The organism is Sphingomonas sp., assembly GCF_036388435.1.
Classification (GTDB): domain Bacteria; phylum Pseudomonadota; class Alphaproteobacteria; order Sphingomonadales; family Sphingomonadaceae; genus Sphingomonas.
The window spans coordinates 1-16,216 of sequence record NZ_DASVRV010000016.1; the positions used below are offsets into that span (position 1 = coordinate 1).

The 16,216-nt window shown below is 70.3% G+C and carries 15 protein-coding genes; 5 read left to right on the forward strand and 10 right to left on the reverse strand.

From position 1 onward, the window contains the following. Positions 1-654 (forward strand): 50S ribosomal protein L11 methyltransferase (locus tag VF592_RS04285; protein WP_331004375.1); only part of this gene is annotated, 654 nt, incomplete at its 5' end. A 13-nt stretch (positions 655-667) separates the two neighbouring features. Here the strand turns inward: VF592_RS04285 and phhA are convergent. Beyond that, entirely contained in the window at positions 668-1,537 is an 870-nt protein-coding gene (phhA, locus tag VF592_RS04290; RefSeq protein WP_331004376.1) for a phenylalanine 4-monooxygenase, read from the reverse strand. Between the two features lie 22 nt (positions 1,538-1,559). Here phhA and VF592_RS04295 point away from each other — a divergent pair, with 22 nt between their 5' ends. Together VF592_RS04295 and VF592_RS04300 are read left to right on the forward strand one after the other, a co-directional pair. Then, positions 1,560-2,246 carry a TIGR02117 family protein gene (locus VF592_RS04295; RefSeq protein WP_331004377.1) on the forward strand — a complete coding sequence of 229 codons (687 nt, stop codon included), beginning with the start codon at positions 1,560-1,562 and terminating at the stop codon, positions 2,244-2,246. Continuing rightward, complete coding sequence (locus VF592_RS04300) at positions 2,243-2,929, forward strand: alpha/beta hydrolase (RefSeq protein WP_331004378.1); 687 nt, start codon at positions 2,243-2,245, stop codon at positions 2,927-2,929. The genes VF592_RS04295 and VF592_RS04300 overlap by 4 nt, the downstream gene beginning before the upstream one ends. On the opposite strand, the gene VF592_RS04305 is transcribed toward VF592_RS04300, so the two are convergent. After that, positions 2,926-3,204 (reverse strand): hypothetical protein, encoded by a 279-nt coding sequence (locus tag VF592_RS04305; RefSeq protein ID WP_331004379.1) that lies wholly within the window; start codon positions 3,202-3,204, stop codon positions 2,926-2,928. The two genes, VF592_RS04300 and VF592_RS04305, sit on opposite strands and share 4 nt — an antisense overlap. Before the next feature lie 3 nt (positions 3,205-3,207). After that, the gene (locus tag VF592_RS04310; RefSeq protein WP_331004434.1) at positions 3,208-4,203 is read right to left on the reverse strand and encodes a glycerophosphodiester phosphodiesterase; all 996 of its coding nucleotides are present in this window, start codon (positions 4,201-4,203) and stop codon (positions 3,208-3,210) included. A 116-nt stretch (positions 4,204-4,319) separates the two neighbouring features. On the opposite strand from VF592_RS04310, the gene VF592_RS04315 reads away from it, so the two are divergent. Then, the gene (locus VF592_RS04315) at positions 4,320-5,249 is read left to right on the forward strand and encodes an XdhC family protein (RefSeq protein ID WP_331004380.1); all 930 of its coding nucleotides are present in this window, start codon (positions 4,320-4,322) and stop codon (positions 5,247-5,249) included. Then, entirely contained in the window at positions 5,246-5,869 is a 624-nt protein-coding gene (locus VF592_RS04320; protein WP_331004381.1) for a nucleotidyltransferase family protein, read from the forward strand. The genes VF592_RS04315 and VF592_RS04320 overlap by 4 nt, the downstream gene beginning before the upstream one ends. Here VF592_RS04320 and VF592_RS04325 read toward each other — a convergent pair. The 7 genes from VF592_RS04325 to scpA all read right to left on the reverse strand — a co-directional run bounded on the left by VF592_RS04325 (position 5,838) and on the right by scpA (position 16,205). Further along, entirely contained in the window at positions 5,838-7,046 is a 1,209-nt protein-coding gene (locus VF592_RS04325; protein ID WP_331004382.1) for an ABC transporter permease, read from the reverse strand. The two genes, VF592_RS04320 and VF592_RS04325, sit on opposite strands and share 32 nt — an antisense overlap. Beyond that, positions 7,046-7,750 (reverse strand): ABC transporter ATP-binding protein, encoded by a 705-nt coding sequence (locus VF592_RS04330; protein ID WP_331004435.1) that lies wholly within the window; start codon positions 7,748-7,750, stop codon positions 7,046-7,048. Before VF592_RS04330 ends, VF592_RS04325 begins: the two co-directional genes overlap by 1 nt. Before the next feature lie 28 nt (positions 7,751-7,778). Further along, positions 7,779-9,179 carry an efflux RND transporter periplasmic adaptor subunit gene (locus VF592_RS04335; protein WP_331004383.1) on the reverse strand — a complete coding sequence of 467 codons (1,401 nt, stop codon included), beginning with the start codon at positions 9,177-9,179 and terminating at the stop codon, positions 7,779-7,781. Next, complete coding sequence (locus VF592_RS04340) at positions 9,179-10,681, reverse strand: efflux transporter outer membrane subunit (protein WP_331004436.1); 1,503 nt, start codon at positions 10,679-10,681, stop codon at positions 9,179-9,181. Before VF592_RS04340 ends, VF592_RS04335 begins: the two co-directional genes overlap by 1 nt. Positions 10,682-10,734: 53 nt before the next feature. Continuing rightward, entirely contained in the window at positions 10,735-12,738 is a 2,004-nt protein-coding gene (locus VF592_RS04345; protein WP_331004384.1) for an acetyl/propionyl/methylcrotonyl-CoA carboxylase subunit alpha, read from the reverse strand. Positions 12,739-12,948: 210 nt separating this feature from the next. Next, positions 12,949-13,977 (reverse strand): biotin synthase BioB, encoded by a 1,029-nt coding sequence (bioB, locus tag VF592_RS04350; protein ID WP_331004385.1) that lies wholly within the window; start codon positions 13,975-13,977, stop codon positions 12,949-12,951. 2 nt (positions 13,978-13,979) lie between these two features. Next, positions 13,980-16,205: a methylmalonyl-CoA mutase gene (gene scpA, locus VF592_RS04355; protein WP_331004386.1), complete on the reverse strand. Its 2,226-nt coding sequence runs from the start codon at positions 16,203-16,205 to the stop codon at positions 13,980-13,982. Positions 16,206-16,216: the final 11 nt, after the last annotated feature.

A 16,216-nucleotide genomic window follows, 5' to 3' on the forward strand; every position in this document is an offset into this window, starting at 1 on the left:
GAGCCGATCCGCGAGGGCCGGTTCGTCGTCCACACGGCCGCCTGTCCGGTGGCGGCGCCCGAGCATGGCCGCGCCTTTCTGATCGAGGCGGGGCAGGCGTTCGGGACCGGTCATCACGAAACCACCTCGGGCTGTCTGGCGATGCTCGACGCGCTGGCGGACGAGGATTTCGCGAACATCGTCGACCTGGGGACCGGCACCGGCCTGCTCGCCTTCGCAGCCGCGCATCTCTGGCCGGGCGCGTCCGTGATGGCGACCGACATGGATCCCGTGGCGGTCGCGGTCACGCGCGAGAATGCCGGGCGCAACGGCGTGGGCGGCGTCCGGCTGCTCGTCGCGGACGGCACCCGCCACCCCGCCATTGCGGCGGCCGCGCCGTTCGATCTCGTCATCGCCAACATCCTCGCCGGCCCGCTGATCGCGATGGCGCCCGAGATCGCGGGCATCGCCGCGCCGGGCGCGACGATCATGCTCGCCGGCCTGCTGGCAACGCAGGCGGACGCGGTGACGAACGCCTATCGCGCGGCCGGTTGCGAGCCCGCGCGCGCCGATCGGCGCGGCGACTGGACGATCCTGCGGCTCACCGCGGGCGAGCGCACCGTCACCGGCGGCGTCACGCCGGGCGACCGCGACGCCTGGGCGACCGACGGCTGATCATGTCCCGGCGCTATGCCGCCCTGCCCCGCGCATAGTCCTGCGTGCCCCGCGTGATCACCCGGTCGCCCGGCTCGATCGCGGCGACCGGGATGTCGGGCAGTTCCTTTAACGCCTCGTAGAGCGGGGCGAAGTCGGTCTCCACGGTCAGGCGCAGCAATTCGTCGAAGCTGGGGATGACGAAATAGTTCTGCTGGAAATCGTCGATCCGATACTCAGTCCGCATCACCCGCGCCAGGTCCAGCGCGATGCGGTCAGGGCTGGGATCGTCGAGCGCGAAGCGGCTCTCGGCGAAGCTCGACACGATGCCCGAGCCATAGATGCGAAGGCCCTCGGGCTCGGCGATCAGCCCGAACTCGACCGTGTACCAGTAGAGCCGCCCCAGATATTTGAGCGCGTCGAGCCCCAGCGCGCGCTGCCCGCCGCGTCCATAGGCCGCGAGATAATCGCCGAACACCGGATCGGCGAGCATCGGCACATGGCCGAACACGTCGTGAAAGACATCGGGCTCCTGCAGATAATCGAGCTGGTCGGGCCGGCGGATGAAATTGCCCGCGACGAAGCGGCGGTTCGCCATATGGTCGAAGAACACGTCGTCGGGGACGAGCCCCGGCACCGCGATCACCTGCCAGCCGGTCGCCTTCATCAGCCGCTCGTTGAGCTCCTCGTAGCGCGGGATGCCCGGCCGATCGAGCTTGAGCACGTCGAGCCCACGCAGCCAGGCGTCCGAAGCGCGGCCCGGGAGCAGCTTCGCCTGGCGCGCGAACAGCGTGTCCCAGGTGGCATGTTCCTCGGGGGTGAAGCGCTCCCAGTCCTGCGGGATCGTCCAGTCGGGCGCCGCGCCGGGCGGGGGTCGGTCGAGCACATGCGTTTCTTCTGCCATGTTTTGCCCCTAGCATGACGGGATGAGCGGGGAAAACGTGCGGCGGGCGATGCGGGTTGCCTCGCGATGGGGCGGTTACGCGCTCGCGGGGGTTACGGCGACGCTGCTGCTCTACGCCGCGGCCGGGCTGATCGGCGGCGCCCTGCCCGTCAACACCGATCGCCGCCCGCCCGAACGCGGGGTGCTGGTGTTCGTCGAAAGCAACGGCGTCCATACCGGCATCATCGTGCCCAAGGTCGCGGCCGGCGTCGACTGGCGCGACCTCGCGCGGCCCGAGCACCTCGCCGATCCGCGCTACGGCGCGCACTCCCATCTGTCCGTCGGCTGGGGCGACCGCGCCTTCTACCTGGAAACGCCGCGCTGGTCGGACGTGCGCGCCCGCACCGTGATCGCGGCGGCGCTGGGGAGCGGCGACACCTTGATCCATGTCGATCACCTACCGCGCCCGATCCTCGGCCCGGACGTGCGCGCGATCCTGCTCAGCGCGGACGAGTATCGGCGGCTGGCCGCGTTCATCCGCGCGACGCTCGCCGACGATCCGCGCCGCCATCGCGGTTATGGTCCATATGACGCCTTCTACGAAGCGCGGGGCCGTTATTCGGCGCGGCGGACCTGCAACGCCTGGACGGGCGAGGCGCTGGCCCATGCCGGTGTACGCATGGGCCGGTGGACACCCTTTCCGGCCACGGTAATGTGGTGGTTGCGATGACGCGTCCGCCCTCCAAGCTCCTCTGGGCAGCCGAACTGCCGCGTGCCGCCTGGGTCGTCGCGACCTGGTGGCGCCACCGGGTCGCGCTGGCGGGCGCACCGCCGGGCGACGGCCGCGCGGTGATGCTCCTTCCCGGTCTGTTCAATTCGGACCGGTCGAACTTCGTGATGGCGCGGTTCCTGCGAAGGCTGGGCTACCGCGTCGAGGGCTGGGGGCTGGGCCGCAATCGCGGGGTCCGCAGCGTGGGGCCCGACGCGGAACGGCTGATCGCGCGGATCGCGGCACTGGCGGCCGAGGCGGGGCCGGTCACGTTGGTCGGCGTCAGCCTGGGCGGGATGCTCGCGCGGCTCGTGGCCCATCGGCGGCCCGATCTCGTCCGCGCCGTCGTGACGGTCAGTTCGCCCTATGCCGGCGATCCGCGTGCCACCAATGTCTGGCGGGCGTTCGAGCTGTTCACCGGCGAGCGCGTCGACGACCCGTCGGTCCGCGCCCGAAGCGCCCGGATCGCGGCGCCGCTCCCGGTCCCCGCCACCGCGATCTGGAGTGCGTCGGACGGCCTGGTCGCGGGCGAAATCTGCCGCTGCGATCACGCCGTGGCCGTCGAGATACGCAGCGGGCATCTGGGCGTCCAGCTCAAGCCCGCGCTGCTCCTCGCGGTCGCGAGGGCGATCGTCCGGCCTTAATCGTCGGCGCTCGCCTGATAGCCGTCATAGCCCCGGCAGCCTTCTCGGCTCTTGCGGCAGCGCCGCTCGTAATCGCGCCGCTCGCGGCCCTCGCGCGCTTCCTTTTTGCGCATCTCCCGCCCGAAATTGCGGTCGGCCTCATCCTGGCTGGTCGTGGTCCAGTCGACCACCTGCCCCGCCGCCTTGAAGGGCGCGGTGACGACGGCGCCTACGGTGCGGACGCAGCCCCCGGTCAAGAGCGGAAGCAGGGCGGCGGCGAGGATGAGTTTACGCATGAGCTATTCCTTATCACGGACGCGGGCGCCGATCTGCGGAAAATCGGTAAAGAAACCGTCGATTCCAAGGCGAAGCGCGGCGGAAATCTCGCCGGCGAGGTCGCCATGCGCTGCGCCCTCATGCCGGAAGCGGGGGTCGAGGAACCGGTTCTCCGCGCGAAACGTCCAGGGATGCACCCGCAGACCCGCTCTATGGGCGTCGCGCACCAGCGGCGACGCCGCCTCCCCGGCCCACAGCATCGCCTTGTTCGGGCCGATCCCCCAGGCATAGGTCGCTACGGCGCGCAGCCCCGCGGGCGTCGCCATCGCGGCATAGCTGGGCGCGGCGCCGTCGGCGGGCACGCCGGTGGCGTCGAGCAGCTGGATCAGCCGCACGCGCGTCATCCCGGCCAGCCGCTTGAGATTGTCAACCTCGAACGACTGGATGAACACGGGCGCCGCTGGCGTCCGCCACCCCGCCGCGTCGAGCGCGCGGACGAGGAGCGCGTCGGTCGGGTGGCCGATCCGCGCGAAATAGGTCGGATGCTTGGTCTCGGGATAGACCGCGATCGTCCGCCCCAGCTCGCCCGATCGCCGCTTGGCGAGCGCGATCACCTCGTCCAGCGTGGGGATCGCCTCCCGCCCGTCATAAGCGGTGTTCCCCGGCCGGAGCGTCGGCAGGCGTTCGCGCGCGCGGAGCGTCCTCAGCTCGGCCAGCGCGAAGTCCTCGACGAACCAGCCGGTGATCGATCGTCCGTCGATCAGCCTGGTCCCGCGGCGCGCGGCGAATTCGGGATGCGCGGCGACATCGGTCGTCTCGGAAATCTCGTTCTCGTGCCGCGCGACAAGGAAGTCGTCCTTGGTCGGCACCAGATCGGGCTCGATCGCGTCGGCCCCCTGCGCGATGGCCAGGTCATAGGCAGCGAGCGTATGCTCGGGCCGCTCGCCGCTCGCGCCGCGATGCGCGATGACGATCGGGGGCGAGAGCGGGCGTTCCACCGGCGCATCCTGCCCCGGCATGGCGCAGGATGCCAGGGGCAGCAGCAGCACGGCCAGCCGTTGCGGAACCATCATCATCCCCTATTTGCCCGACATGGCGCGATCATGCGCCGGCCCGGGGACAATCGTGTGACGTCATGACCGACAATGACGGCGTGATCGCCGCCGCGCGCGCCTGGGCGGGCGAGAAGCTGGCGCTGGCCACCGTCGTGTCCACCTGGGGCTCCGCGCCGCGCCCGCGCGGCAGCCACATGCTGGTCCATGCCGATGGCCGGTTCGAGGGATCTGTGTCGGGCGGCTGCGTCGAGGCCGACATCCTCCAGACCGCTGCCGACGTGATCGCGGGCGCCCCACCCCAGGTGAAGCGCTACGGCGTCGCCGACGCGGCCGCCTGGGAAGTCGGGCTGCCCTGCGGCGGCGAGATCGCGGTGCTGGTCCAGCCCGTGTCGGCCGAAGGGTTCGATCCCGAATTGTTCGACCGCATTGCCGAGGCCCGGGCCGATGGGCGCGCGCTGGTGGTCACGACCGACCTGGCGTCCGGCCATTCCAGCGAACGGCCCCTCGAGACTGGCGAGGTCTTCGTCAACCGCTACGACCCGCCGCGCCGGCTGCTCGTCGTCGGCGCGGTGCAGATCGCGCAGAGCCTGGTCGCGCTCGCCCGCACGCTCGGCATCGACACGGTGGTGATCGATCCGCGCGCCCGCTTCCTGACGCCCGAGCGCTTTCCCGGCGCGACGCTCGACGACCGCTGGCCCGACGAGGCCGTGGCGGCGTCGCGGCCCGGCCCGGCCACCGCGGTGGTGACGCTCAGCCATGACGTGAAGATCGACGATCCCGCCCTGCTCGAAGCGCTGCGCCATCCGACCGCCTATGTCGGCGCGCTCGGATCGCGGCGCAGCCATGCCGCGCGGCGCGAGCGTCTGGCCGCGATGGGCGTCGCGGTGGAGGATCTGGACAGGATCGACGGCCCGGTCGGGCTGGACATCGGCGCGATCGGCCCGTCGGAGATCGCGCTGTCGATCGCCGCCGCGATGATTCGGGCATTTCACGGAAAGGCACGAACATGATCGCGGTCGAGAACACGATCCTGCTGCTCCTCGCGGCGGGCAGATCCGAACGCTTCGGCGATGTCGGCTCCAAGCTCGACGAGGATTTCCTGGGCAAACCGCTTGGGCTCCGCGTCGCGGTGACGCTGGAGGATATGCCCTTCAAGGAGCGCATCGCGATCGTGCGCGCCTGCGGCATCGATTACTCGCAGCATAATTTCACCATGCTCCGCAACGACGATCCGGTCGGCGACATGGCCAGTTCCGTCCGGCGCGGGGTCGCCTGCGCCAAGGAGCGCGGCGCCGACGCGGTGCTGTTCGCGCTCGCCGACATGCCGCGCGTGACGGCCGCGCACATCCACCGCCTGTTCGACGCGGCCACCGACACGACCTGCGTCGTCTCCTCGTCCGACGGGGTGACCACCAAGCCGCCCGCTCTGTTCGGGTCGGAGCGGTTCGATCATCTGCTCACGATCCAGGGCGACCAGGGCGCGCGCGACATGGTGCGGGCGGGGCGCCACGTCGTCACCGCCCCGGCCGAGCTGATCGACGTCGACACGCGTGAGGAGCTGGAGGAACTGCGTGCCCTCATCCACTCGCCCGCCGCGATCACTCGTGCCGTAGCGCGTCGATCGGATTGAGCGCCGCCGCGCGCCGGGCGGGGAAATAGCCGAACACCACCCCGATCACCGCCGATATGGCGAAGGCGACGACGTTGATCTGAAGGTCGAACGTCCAGGGCACCTGCATCACCGGCACCAGCAGCAGGATGACGCCTTGGGCCAGGATCAGCCCGATCACCCCGCCCAGGCAGGACAGCGCGACCGCCTCGACCAGGAATTGCAGCAGCACCTCGTTCGCCACCGCGCCGATCGCCAGGCGGATGCCGATCTCGCGCGTGCGTTCGGTGACCGACACCAGCATGATGTTCATGATGCCGATCCCGCCCACCACCAGGCTGATCGCCGCCACCGCCGCGACGATGCGGGTCAGCAGCGTCGTCGTGCCGGTCAGCGTGTCGGAGATCTGGCGCGTGTCGAAGATGTTGAAGTCGTCCTCGCGCCCGCCGGTGATGGCGCGGCGTTCGCGCAGCAGGTCGGTGATGCCCGCCTGGATCTGCTGGGTGGAATAGGCCTGGTCGGTGCCGACCAGCATCAGCCGGATGTCGCGCGTGCCGGTGAAGCGCCGCTGCACCGTCTTGATCGGCATCACGATCACATCGTCCTGATCGCCCCCGAAGCCCGCCTGGCCGCGCGTCGACAGCGTGCCGATCACGTCGCACGAGATCGGCCCCACACGGAAGCGCCGCCCGACCGGGTCCACGCCCGCGAACAGGTTGCGCTGGACGGTGGAGCCGATCACGCACACCGCCTTGCCCGCCTCCTCCTCCGCGCGCGTCCAGGTGCGGCCCGCGGTGAGCGGCCAGGGCTGTACGCGGAAGATCGCGCTCGTGGTGCCGTTGACGGTCGTCGACCAGTTCGCGCCCTCATGAATCGCGGTCGCGGTCGCCGACGCCTGGGGCGCGACCGCCGTCACGCCCGCGATCTGGTTGGCGATCGCGGTCACGTCCTCCGGCTCGAAATCGGGCGGACGCGGGCCGCCGCCGCCACGCCCGAAGCCCTGGCCAGGGCGGATCTGGAGAATGTTGGTGCCCAGCGCCGATATCTGCTGCTGGACGGCGGCGGTAGTCGCCTTGCCCAACGTCACCATCGTCACGACCGCGCCGACGCCGATGACAATGCCCAGGATGGTCAGGAACGACCGCAGGATGTGCCGCTGGATCGACCGGATCGCTAGAAGGAAGGTGGTGCCCAGCATCAGGCGACCGCCGCGCCCTGGCCCAGAACTTGACCGGGCCGCGCCTCGATCCGCTCGACCAGCCCGTCGCGGAAATGCACCACCGTGCGCGCGAAGGCGGCCATGTCGGGTTCGTGGGTGACCATGATGACGGTGATACCCGCGTCGCGGTTGAGCCCGGAGAGCAGTTCCATGATCTCGACCGAGCGTTCCGAGTCGAGATTGCCCGTCGGCTCGTCTGCCAGCAGCACGTCGGGCTCGGTGACGATCGCGCGGGCGATGGCGACGCGCTGCTGCTGGCCGCCCGACAGTTCGGCGGGGGTGTGGTCCCACCAATTCGCCAGCCCGACCTTGTCGAGCGCGGCCATGCCCATTTCGCGCCGCGCCCGCTTGTCCTCGCCCCGGTAGAGCAAAGGCAGTTCTACATTCTCCAGCGCGGAGGTGCGGCTGAGCAGGTTGAAGCCCTGGAACACGAAGCCGAGATAGCGCCGCCGGAGCAGCGCGCGCTGGTCGCGGTCGAGCCGCTCGACCGGGTGCCCCCGGAACAGGAAGCGCCCGCCGCTCGGCACGTCGAGACAGCCCAGGATGTTCATGGTCGTCGACTTGCCCGATCCCGAGGCGCCCATCACCGCGACGAAATCCCCCGCCTGGATGTCGAGGTCGACGCCCTTCAGCGCCTGAAACGCGGTCGGCCCCTCGCCATAGGTCTTGGTGACGCCCCGCATGGAGATGATGGGGGCGGCGATGGCGGGTTCAGCCACCGGCGCCGCCTCCCCCACGCCGGCCGCCGCCACCGCCCTGGCGGCCGCCGCCCGCGGCCGGGGTGTCGCCGCCCGCCAGCTGGCCGGTGATCACCTGCTCGCCCGCGCGCAGTCCCGACAGCACTTCGGTCACCGTGCCGTCGGTGTCGCCCGTGGTCACCTGCCGCGCCCGGGGCTGACCGTCGGCGCCGCGCACATACAGGCTCTGGGTGCCGCCGCGCCCGACCGTGGCCGTACGTTCGGGCCGGCCCTGCCCGCCGCGCCGTCCGCCGCGCGGGACGATCGCGCCGGCGATCCCCCCGCCCTGGGCCCCACCCGTCGCCGGCCGGAAGCGGAAGGCCGCGTTGGGAACGAGCAGCACGTTCTTCTTCTCGCTGGTGACGATGTCGGCGGTCGCCGTCATGCCGGGCCGCAGCACCCCGCTCGGATTGGCGACCGACAGGTCGGCGGCGTAACTGACCACCTGACCGGTCGTGGCGGTCGTCGTCGTGGCCGCCGAGGACGCCGCGCTGCTGACCGTCAGGTTCGATCCCAGATCGACCCGCGTGATCGCGGCCGGAAAGGTGCGCCCCGGAAACGCGTCGACGACGAAGCTCGCGCGCTGGCCGACCTGGACCGATCCGACATCGGCCTCGTCGATCGCGACCTCCAGCTTCATCTGGGTCAGGTCCTCCGCGATCACGAACAGGGTGGGCGTGTTGAACGACGCCGCCACCGTCTGCCCCGGATCGACCGCGCGGGCGAGCACCACGCCCGCCACCGGCGAGCGGATGATCGCGCGCGCGCGCTGCGTCCGGCTTTGCGCGAGCTGGGCCTGCGCCGCCGTCACGTTCGCCTGCGCCACCCCGAGCGCCGCCACCGCGCGCTGGGCGTTGGCGCGGCCCGTCTGAAGCTCGGCGCCCGACGGCACGCGCCCGCCCGACAGCCGGAACACCTCCTCCAACCGCGCCAGCTGCGCCTGCGCCTCGCCCACCGTCGCGCGCGCCTGGTTGACGCCGGCGACATTGGCGGCGAGCGCGGCCTCGCCCTGGCGGATCTGCGCGTCGAGCTGCTCGGGGTCGATCAGCGCGAGGGGCTGGTTCGCGCTCACCCGGTCGTTGACGTCCACCACGACGCGCGTGACCAGCCCCGACAATTGCGAACCGACCGTCACCTGGTTGGTGGGCGCCAGCTTGCCCGTCGCCGAGACGCTGACCCTGAGGTCGCCGCGGCGCACCGGCGCCGTCGAGTAACCGACCGCCTCGTCGCTGCCGAACAGGCGCAGCAGGGTGAAGACGAGCAGCGCGACGCCGAGGGCGACCAGCACCCATTTGACCCAGCGCCGCCAAGCGGGGGCGGGCTTCACACCCAGGAAGTCGTCGAGCGTCGCGCCATCTTGTTCCTGGGGGGCCATTACCGAATTCCTGTCTGATCGGGCGCGACCGGGGTCACCGCCGCGTCCCAGCCGCCGCCGAGCGCGGAAAAGAGCTGCACCGTGGCGGTCGCCGCGTCGGCGCGCGCCTGCGTCGCGCCGCTCAGCGCATTGAACAACGCCGCCTCCGCCTGAGCCAGCGTCGTGAAATCGGTCAGCCCGGCGCGGTACTGGCTGCGGCTGAGCGTCGCGAAATTGGTCGCGGCGTCGAGCGCGATGCTGAATTCCCGCTCGCGCGCCTGCGCCGAGGCCAGCGCGGCGAGCGCGTTCTCGACATCCTCCAGCGCCAGCAGCACCGTCGCGCGGTAGGAGGCGAAGGCGATGTCCGCACCTGCCCGCGCGCTGCGCACCTGGCTGCGCAGCCGCCCGCCGTTGAAGATCGCCTGCGTCACTCCCGCGAACAGGGCGCCGGTGATCGCGTCGCCCAGCCCGCCGAGCGAGGCGGCGTTGGTGTTGATGTTCCCCGTCAACGCCAGCGCGGGATAGAGCGCGGCCTGCGCCACCCCGATCTCGGCGGTGGCGGCGGCCAGCTGGCGCTCGGCCGCGCGGATGTCGGGGCGGCGGCGCAACGTGTCGGCGGGCACGCCCGCGCTTACGGTGCGCGGCCCCGTCGGGATCGGGCGCGGCGCCGACAATTCGGGCTTGAGCGCACCGGGCGCCTGCGCGGTCAGCACGCCGAGCCGCGACAGCGCGGCGTTCAGCTGCTGGTCGAGCTGCGGGATGGCAGCGGCCGTCTGCGCGCGTTGCTGGCGGGCCTGTTCCGAGTCGAGCGACGAGACGAGCCCCGCCCGGACCCGGAACCCGGCGATCTCCAGATTGTCGTCCTGGAGCAGGAGGCTGGAGCGGGCATTGGCGATCTGTGCCTGGAGCCCGCGCGCGAGGATGTAGTTCCGTGCCACCTCGCTCTGCACCGTCAGCAGCACCGCCGCCTGGTCGAACCCGGCCGCCTCGTACTGCGCGCGTGTCGACTCGACGGTGCGCCGGATCTCGCCGAACAGCCCGACCTGATAGCGCGCGTCGAGCCCGGCGGAGAAATTGCCGCCCGCCGAGCGCGTGATCGTCGTGATCGACCCGTCGGGCAGCGTCACCGCCGTGCCGCCGCCGACCAGGTTCAACGACCGGTTATACCCCGCCGACCCGCTGATCGTCGGCAGCAGGTTGCTGCGCGACTGGAGCAGTCCCTCGCGCGCCTGTCGCAGCCGTCCGACCGCCTGCGCGATGTCGAGGTTCGCGAGCCCCGCCTGTTCGACCAGCCGCCCCAGCACGGGATCGTCGAACCGCGTCCACCAGCGGGTCAGATCCTCGCGATCGGGCGCGGCCGGGACGGAATAACGCTCCGGCATGCCGAGTTCGGCGGCGGTGCGCGGGCGATGATCGGGGCCGACGGTGCAACCACCGAGCCCGAAGGCGATGGTCGCCAGGGCGACGCTCCACGACCTCGGTCCGTTCGACCTGCTCGGATCGGGGCTGGTCGCATTCGTCATCGCTTCCGTCTCAAGCGCATCGGCGGTGAACCGGGGATGAGCGATGCGGGCGGTCACTCCAGCTCCAGGATCACCGCGTCCACCGCGAGGCTTTCGCCCGCCTTGGCCTCGACCGACTTGACCCGGCCCGATTTCCCCGCGCGCAGGATGTTCTCCATCTTCATGGCTTCGACGACCGCGAGCGGCTGGCCCGCCTCCACCCGGTCGCCGACGCCCACATCGAGCCGCACCAGCAGCCCCGGCATCGGCGCGAGCAGGAAGCGCGACAGGTCGGGCGGCACTTTCTCCAGCAGGTGCCGCGCATAGGGCGCCACCCGCGCCGGAAGCACGCGCGCGACGTGAGAGGCCCCCCGCGCCGTCAGCCGGAATCCGGTGCGCGTCGGGGCGATGCGGACGGTGAGCGTCTCCTCGCCCTGCTCCACCTCCACCATCCGGTCGCCCGGCGTGTATTCGATCGCGAGATCGAGTTCCTCGCCGTCGATCGTCAGCCTCTCGGTCGAGACGGACACGCCGTGGTCGACGCCCCCGATCCGTACCACCCAGTCGGCGGGCGGGCGCAGCCGCTGGCCGAGCTGCCCGTCGACCCGCCGCGCGCGGTCGGCATGGGCGGTCGCGGCGAACGCCGCCACCGCCGCCAGGGTGCGCACCAGTTCGGCGCTCGCGGGCGCCCCCGTGAACCCGTCGGGATATTCCTCCGCGATGAACCCCGTCGTGATCGCGCCCGACCGGAATCGGGGATGCTGCATCAGGGCCGACAGGAAATCGAGATTGTTGCCCGGCCCCTCGATCTCGAATGCGTCGAGCGCCGCGACCTGCGCGTCGATCGCTTCCGTGCGGGTCGGCGCCCAGGTGATCAGCTTGGCGATCATCGGGTCGTAGAACATCGACACCTCGCCGCCTTCGAGGACGCCGTCGTCGACGCGGACATAGGGGGTAGCCGGGTCGAGCGGCTTGCCCGTTACGGGCGGATTGTACCGCACCAGCCGCCCCGTCGACGGCAGGAACCCGCGATACGGGTCCTCCGCATAGACGCGGTTCTCGACCGCCCAGCCGTTCAGCCGCACCTCGTCCTGCCCGAAGGACAGCGGCTCGCCCGCCGCGACGCGGATCATCTGCTCGACCAGGTCGAGCCCGGTGATCGCCTCGGTCACCGGATGCTCGACCTGAAGCCGCGTGTTCATCTCGAGAAAGTAGAAGCCCTGGCCGGTGGTATCGGCGCCCGACACGATCAGCTCGACGGTGCCCGCCGAATAGTAGCCGACCGCCCGCGCGAGCGCGACCGCCTGCTCGCCCATCGCCCGGCGCATCTCGGGCGTCACGAACGGCGACGGCGCCTCCTCCACCACCTTCTGATGCCGCCGCTGGATCGAGCATTCGCGCTCGCCGAGATAGACGATGTTGCCGTGCCGGTCGCCGAGCAGCTGGATCTCGATATGGCGCGGGCTCTCGATGAACTTCTCGATGAACACGCGGTCGTCGCCGAAGCTCGCCAGCCCCTCGCGCTTGGTCGCCTCGAAGCCTTCGCGGACATCCTGTTCGGACCAGGCGAGCCGCATCCCCTTGCCGCCGCCGCCCGCCGACGCCTTCATCATCACCGGATAGCCGATCTCCCCCGCGATCCGCACCGCATGCTCGGTCCCGTCAATCTCGCCCAGGAACCCCGGCACGACGTTGACCCCAGCGGCCTGCGCGAGCTTCTTGGACTCGATCTTGTCCCCCATCGCCGCGATCGCGTTCGGCGGCGGGCCGACGAACGCGATCCCCGCTTCGGCGCAGGCGCGCGCGAAGCTCTCGCGCTCCGACAGGAAGCCGTATCCCGGATGGATGCAATCCGCCCCGGCCTCCTTGGCCGCGAGCAGGATCAGCTCGGCGACGAGATAGCTCTCGTTCGCGGGCGCGGGGCCGAGCCGCACGCTCTCGTCCGCCATCAGCACATGCGGGCTGCGCGCGTCGGCGTCCGAATAGACCGCGACGGTCGCGATCCCCATCCGCTTGGCGGTCCGCATGACCCGACACGCGATCTCGCCACGATTGGCGACCAGGATTTTCTTAAACATCACGTTCCTTGCGGAAAAAGCGGTAGGCGAGCACGAGCAGTAGAAAAACGCAAAGGCCTCGCCAGGTTATCATGCCTCTCATCGCTCCTCTGTAGTTCTCGCACGAGGCGTCCGCGCAATCACCAAAAGTATAGGCGAACAAGTCAACCGCGACGTATACAGCCCAAGCTAAGGTCAACGCGCCGAAAAGTACTTGGATTGCGAAACGGCTCACTCCGCCGCCACCCGCATCGGCTCCTCGCCCGTCATCGGCGCGAGTCCCAGCTTCGCGAACAGCGCCGCGTCCGCGCCGCCGCCAGCATTGCCCGCCGTCAGCAGCTTGTCGCCCGTGAAGATCGAGTTCGCGCCCGCCAGGAAGCATAGCGCCTGGGTCGCGTCCGACATCGACTCGCGCCCCGCCGACAGCCGGACCATGGACCTGGGCATCGTCACCCGCGCGACCGCGACGGTGCGGACGAACTCGATATCGTCGATCTTCGCCATCGGCGTGTCCGCCAGCATGTCGCCCAGCACCGTGCCGCGGACGGGCACCAGCGCGTTGACCGGCACGCTCTCGGGGTGCCTGGGCAGGGTGGCGAGCGCGTGGACGAAGCCGACCCGGTCGGCCCGCGTCTCCCCCATTCCCACGATCCCGCCGCAGCACACCGCGATCCCGGCGTCACGGACATGGCCCAGCGTGTCGAGCCTGTCCTGGAACGTCCGCGTCGTGATCACCTCGCCATACTTCTCCGGGGAGGTGTCGATATTGTGGTTGTAGTAATCGAGTCCCGCCCCGGCCAGCCGATCGGCTTGCGCGGGCGTCAGCATTCCCAGCGTCATGCACGTCTCCAGCCCCATCGCACGCACGCCCGACACCATCGCGACCACCGCGTCCATGTCGCGGTCCTTCGGGTTGCGCCACGCGGCGCCCATGCAGAAACGCTGCGACCCCGCTGCCTTGGCCTCGGCGGCGGAGGCGAGGACGGCGTCCACGTCCATCAGCTTGCTGGCGCCCACATCGGTGTCCGCATAGGCCGACTGCGAGCAGTATCCGCAATCCTCCGGGCAGCCGCCGGTCTTGATCGACAGCAAGGTGCAGAGCTGTACCTCGTCCGGCGCGTGATGCGCGCGGTGAACGGTCGCGGCGCGGAAGAGGAGGTCGGTGAAGGGCAGGTCGAACAGGTCGGCGATTTCGGCGCGGGTCCAGTCGGTGCGCACGTCCGGCTCGGCGCGGAGCGAAGGGATAAGGTCCGTGATCATGTTCATTCCGCCGCTTCCTCCACCGGTCCCATATTATGCCCCAGCAGGCGGAGCACCTCCGCCGCCGCGTCGATCAGGTTGGTGCCCGGCCCGAAGATCGCCTGCACCCCCATGTCGCGGAGCAGCTGATAATCCTGCGCGGGGATCACGCCCCCGGCGATCACCTTGATGTCCGCGCGACCCGCCTCGCGTAAAGCCCCGATCAGCTCGGGGATCAGCGTCTTGTGCCCTGCCGCCAGGCTGGACGCGCCGACCACGTCGACATCGCGCTCGACCGCCAGCGCCGCCGCCTCCGACGGGGTCTGGAACAAGGGGCCCGGCACGATCTCGAATCCCAGATCGCCGAACATCGAGCTCACCAGGTTCGCGCCGCGGTCATGCCCGTCCTGCCCCATCTTGGCGACGAGCATGCGCGGCTTGCGGCCTAGGCGCCGCTCGGTCGAGGCGACGCCTTCCTCCAGCCGCGCCCATTGTACGTCCTCGGCATAGGCGCCGCCATAGATACCCTTCACCGGCGTCGGCTGGGTGCCATAGCGCCCGAACACGTCCTCCATCGCCGAGCTGATCTCGCCCAAAGTCGCGCGCGCCCGCGCCGCGTCCACCGCGAGGTCGAGCAGATTGCCCGTGCCCCGCGCGCCCTCGCGCAGCGCGTCGAGCGCGGCGCGGCACGCCGTCTCGTCGCGCGCCGCCTTCACGCGCGCGATGCGGGCGACCTGCGCCTCGCGCACCGCGACATTGTCGACATCGAGGATGTCGATCGCGTCCTGCGTCTCCAGCTTGTATTTGTTGACCCCGACGATCACGTCCTCGCCCCGGTCGACGCGGGCCTGGCGGGCGGCGGCGGCCTCCTCGATCATCGCCTTGGGCCAACCGGCCGCGACGGCCCTGGCCATCCCGCCCTCGCGCTCGACGCGCTCGATGATCTCCCACGCGCCGTCGACCAGCTGCTGCGTCAGGCTCTCGACATAATAACTGCCGCCCAGGGGGTCGACGACCCTGGTCATCCCCGTCTCCTCCTGGAGCACGATCTGGGTGTTGCGCGCGATCCGGGCGGAGAAATCGGTCGGCAGCGCGATCGCCTCGTCGAGCGCGTTGGTGTGTAGCGACTGGGTGCCGCCCAGCATCGCCGCCATCGCCTCGACGCACGTGCGCACGACGTTGTTGTACGGATCCTGCTCGGTCAGCGACACGCCCGACGTCTGGCAATGCGTCCGCAGCATCTTGGAGCGCTCGTCCTTCGCGCCCAACTCGGTCATCACCCGGTGCCATAGCACCCGCGCGGCGCGCAGCTTGGCGATCTCCATGAAGAAGTTCATGCCGATCGCGAAGAAGAAGCTGAGGCGGCCAGCGAACTTGTCGATATCCAGCCCGCTCGCGACGCCGTACTTCACGTACTCCCGCCCATCGGCGATGGTGAAGGCGAGCTCATGGAGCTGCGTCGCCCCCGCCTCCTGCATGTGATAGCCGCTGATCGAGATGCTGTTAAACTTCGGCATCTCGCGCGACGTGAAGCCGAATATGTCCGAGATGATCCGCATGCTCGGCTCGGGCGGGTAGATATAGGTGTTGCGGACCATGAACTCCTTCAGAATGTCGTTCTGGATGGTCCCGTCGAGAGCGCTACGCGGCACGCCCTGTTCCTCGCCCGCGACGATGAAGAAGGCGAGGATCGGGATCACCGCGCCGTTCATCGTCATGCTGACCGACATCTTGTCTAGCGGGATGCCGTCGAACAGGATCTTCATGTCCTCGACGCTGTCGATCGCGACCCCCGCCTTGCCGACATCGCCCGTCACGCGCGGATGATCGCTGTCATAGCCCCGGTGGGTGGCGAGATCGAAAGCGACCGAGAGGCCCTTCTGCCCCGCGGCCAGATTGCGGCGGTAAAAGGCGTTCGACTCCTCGGCGGTCGAGAAGCCGGCATATTGCCGGATCGTCCAGGGCCGCCCCGCATACATCGAGGCCCGCACCCCCCGCGTGAACGGCGCGAATCCGGGTAGGCCGGGGTCGACGGTCACGTCCTCTGCGGTGTAGAGTGGCTTGACCGCGATCCCCTCCGGCGTGTGCCAGGTCAGGTCCGCGCCCTTGACCTCCTTGGCCGCTAGCCTTTCCCACTCGGCCGGCGTTGCCTCGGCCGAAGGCTCGGGCAGGTCGCGGGGAGCGGGCGGAATGCCGGGGTCCTCGCCGGGCGCGGCGAGCGAAGCGTCGACGGTGGTACGGTCGGTCATGCGCCGGTCTC

Coding starts and splice junctions, on each gene's coding strand:
- VF592_RS04340 (WP_331004436.1), bottom strand. CDS start 10,681: ATGACGAATGCGACCAGCCCCGATCCGAGCAGGTCGAACGGACCGAGG.
- phhA (WP_331004376.1), bottom strand. CDS start 1,537: ATGGCAGAAGAAACGCATGTGCTCGACCGACCCCCGCCCGGCGCGGCG.
- scpA (WP_331004386.1), bottom strand. CDS start 16,205: ATGACCGACCGTACCACCGTCGACGCTTCGCTCGCCGCGCCCGGCGAG.
- VF592_RS04320 (WP_331004381.1), top strand. CDS start 5,246: ATGATCGCGGTCGAGAACACGATCCTGCTGCTCCTCGCGGCGGGCAGA.
- VF592_RS04335 (WP_331004383.1), bottom strand. CDS start 9,179: ATGGCCCCCCAGGAACAAGATGGCGCGACGCTCGACGACTTCCTGGGT.
- VF592_RS04305 (WP_331004379.1), bottom strand. CDS start 3,204: ATGCGTAAACTCATCCTCGCCGCCGCCCTGCTTCCGCTCTTGACCGGG.
- VF592_RS04300 (WP_331004378.1), top strand. CDS start 2,243: ATGACGCGTCCGCCCTCCAAGCTCCTCTGGGCAGCCGAACTGCCGCGT.
- VF592_RS04315 (WP_331004380.1), top strand. CDS start 4,320: ATGACCGACAATGACGGCGTGATCGCCGCCGCGCGCGCCTGGGCGGGC.
- VF592_RS04325 (WP_331004382.1), bottom strand. CDS start 7,046: ATGCTGGGCACCACCTTCCTTCTAGCGATCCGGTCGATCCAGCGGCAC.
- bioB (WP_331004385.1), bottom strand. CDS start 13,977: ATGATCACGGACCTTATCCCTTCGCTCCGCGCCGAGCCGGACGTGCGC.
- VF592_RS04295 (WP_331004377.1), top strand. CDS start 1,560: ATGAGCGGGGAAAACGTGCGGCGGGCGATGCGGGTTGCCTCGCGATGG.
- VF592_RS04345 (WP_331004384.1), bottom strand. CDS start 12,738: ATGTTTAAGAAAATCCTGGTCGCCAATCGTGGCGAGATCGCGTGTCGG.
- VF592_RS04330 (WP_331004435.1), bottom strand. CDS start 7,750: ATGCGGGGCGTCACCAAGACCTATGGCGAGGGGCCGACCGCGTTTCAG.
- VF592_RS04310 (WP_331004434.1), bottom strand. CDS start 4,203: ATGCCGGGGCAGGATGCGCCGGTGGAACGCCCGCTCTCGCCCCCGATC.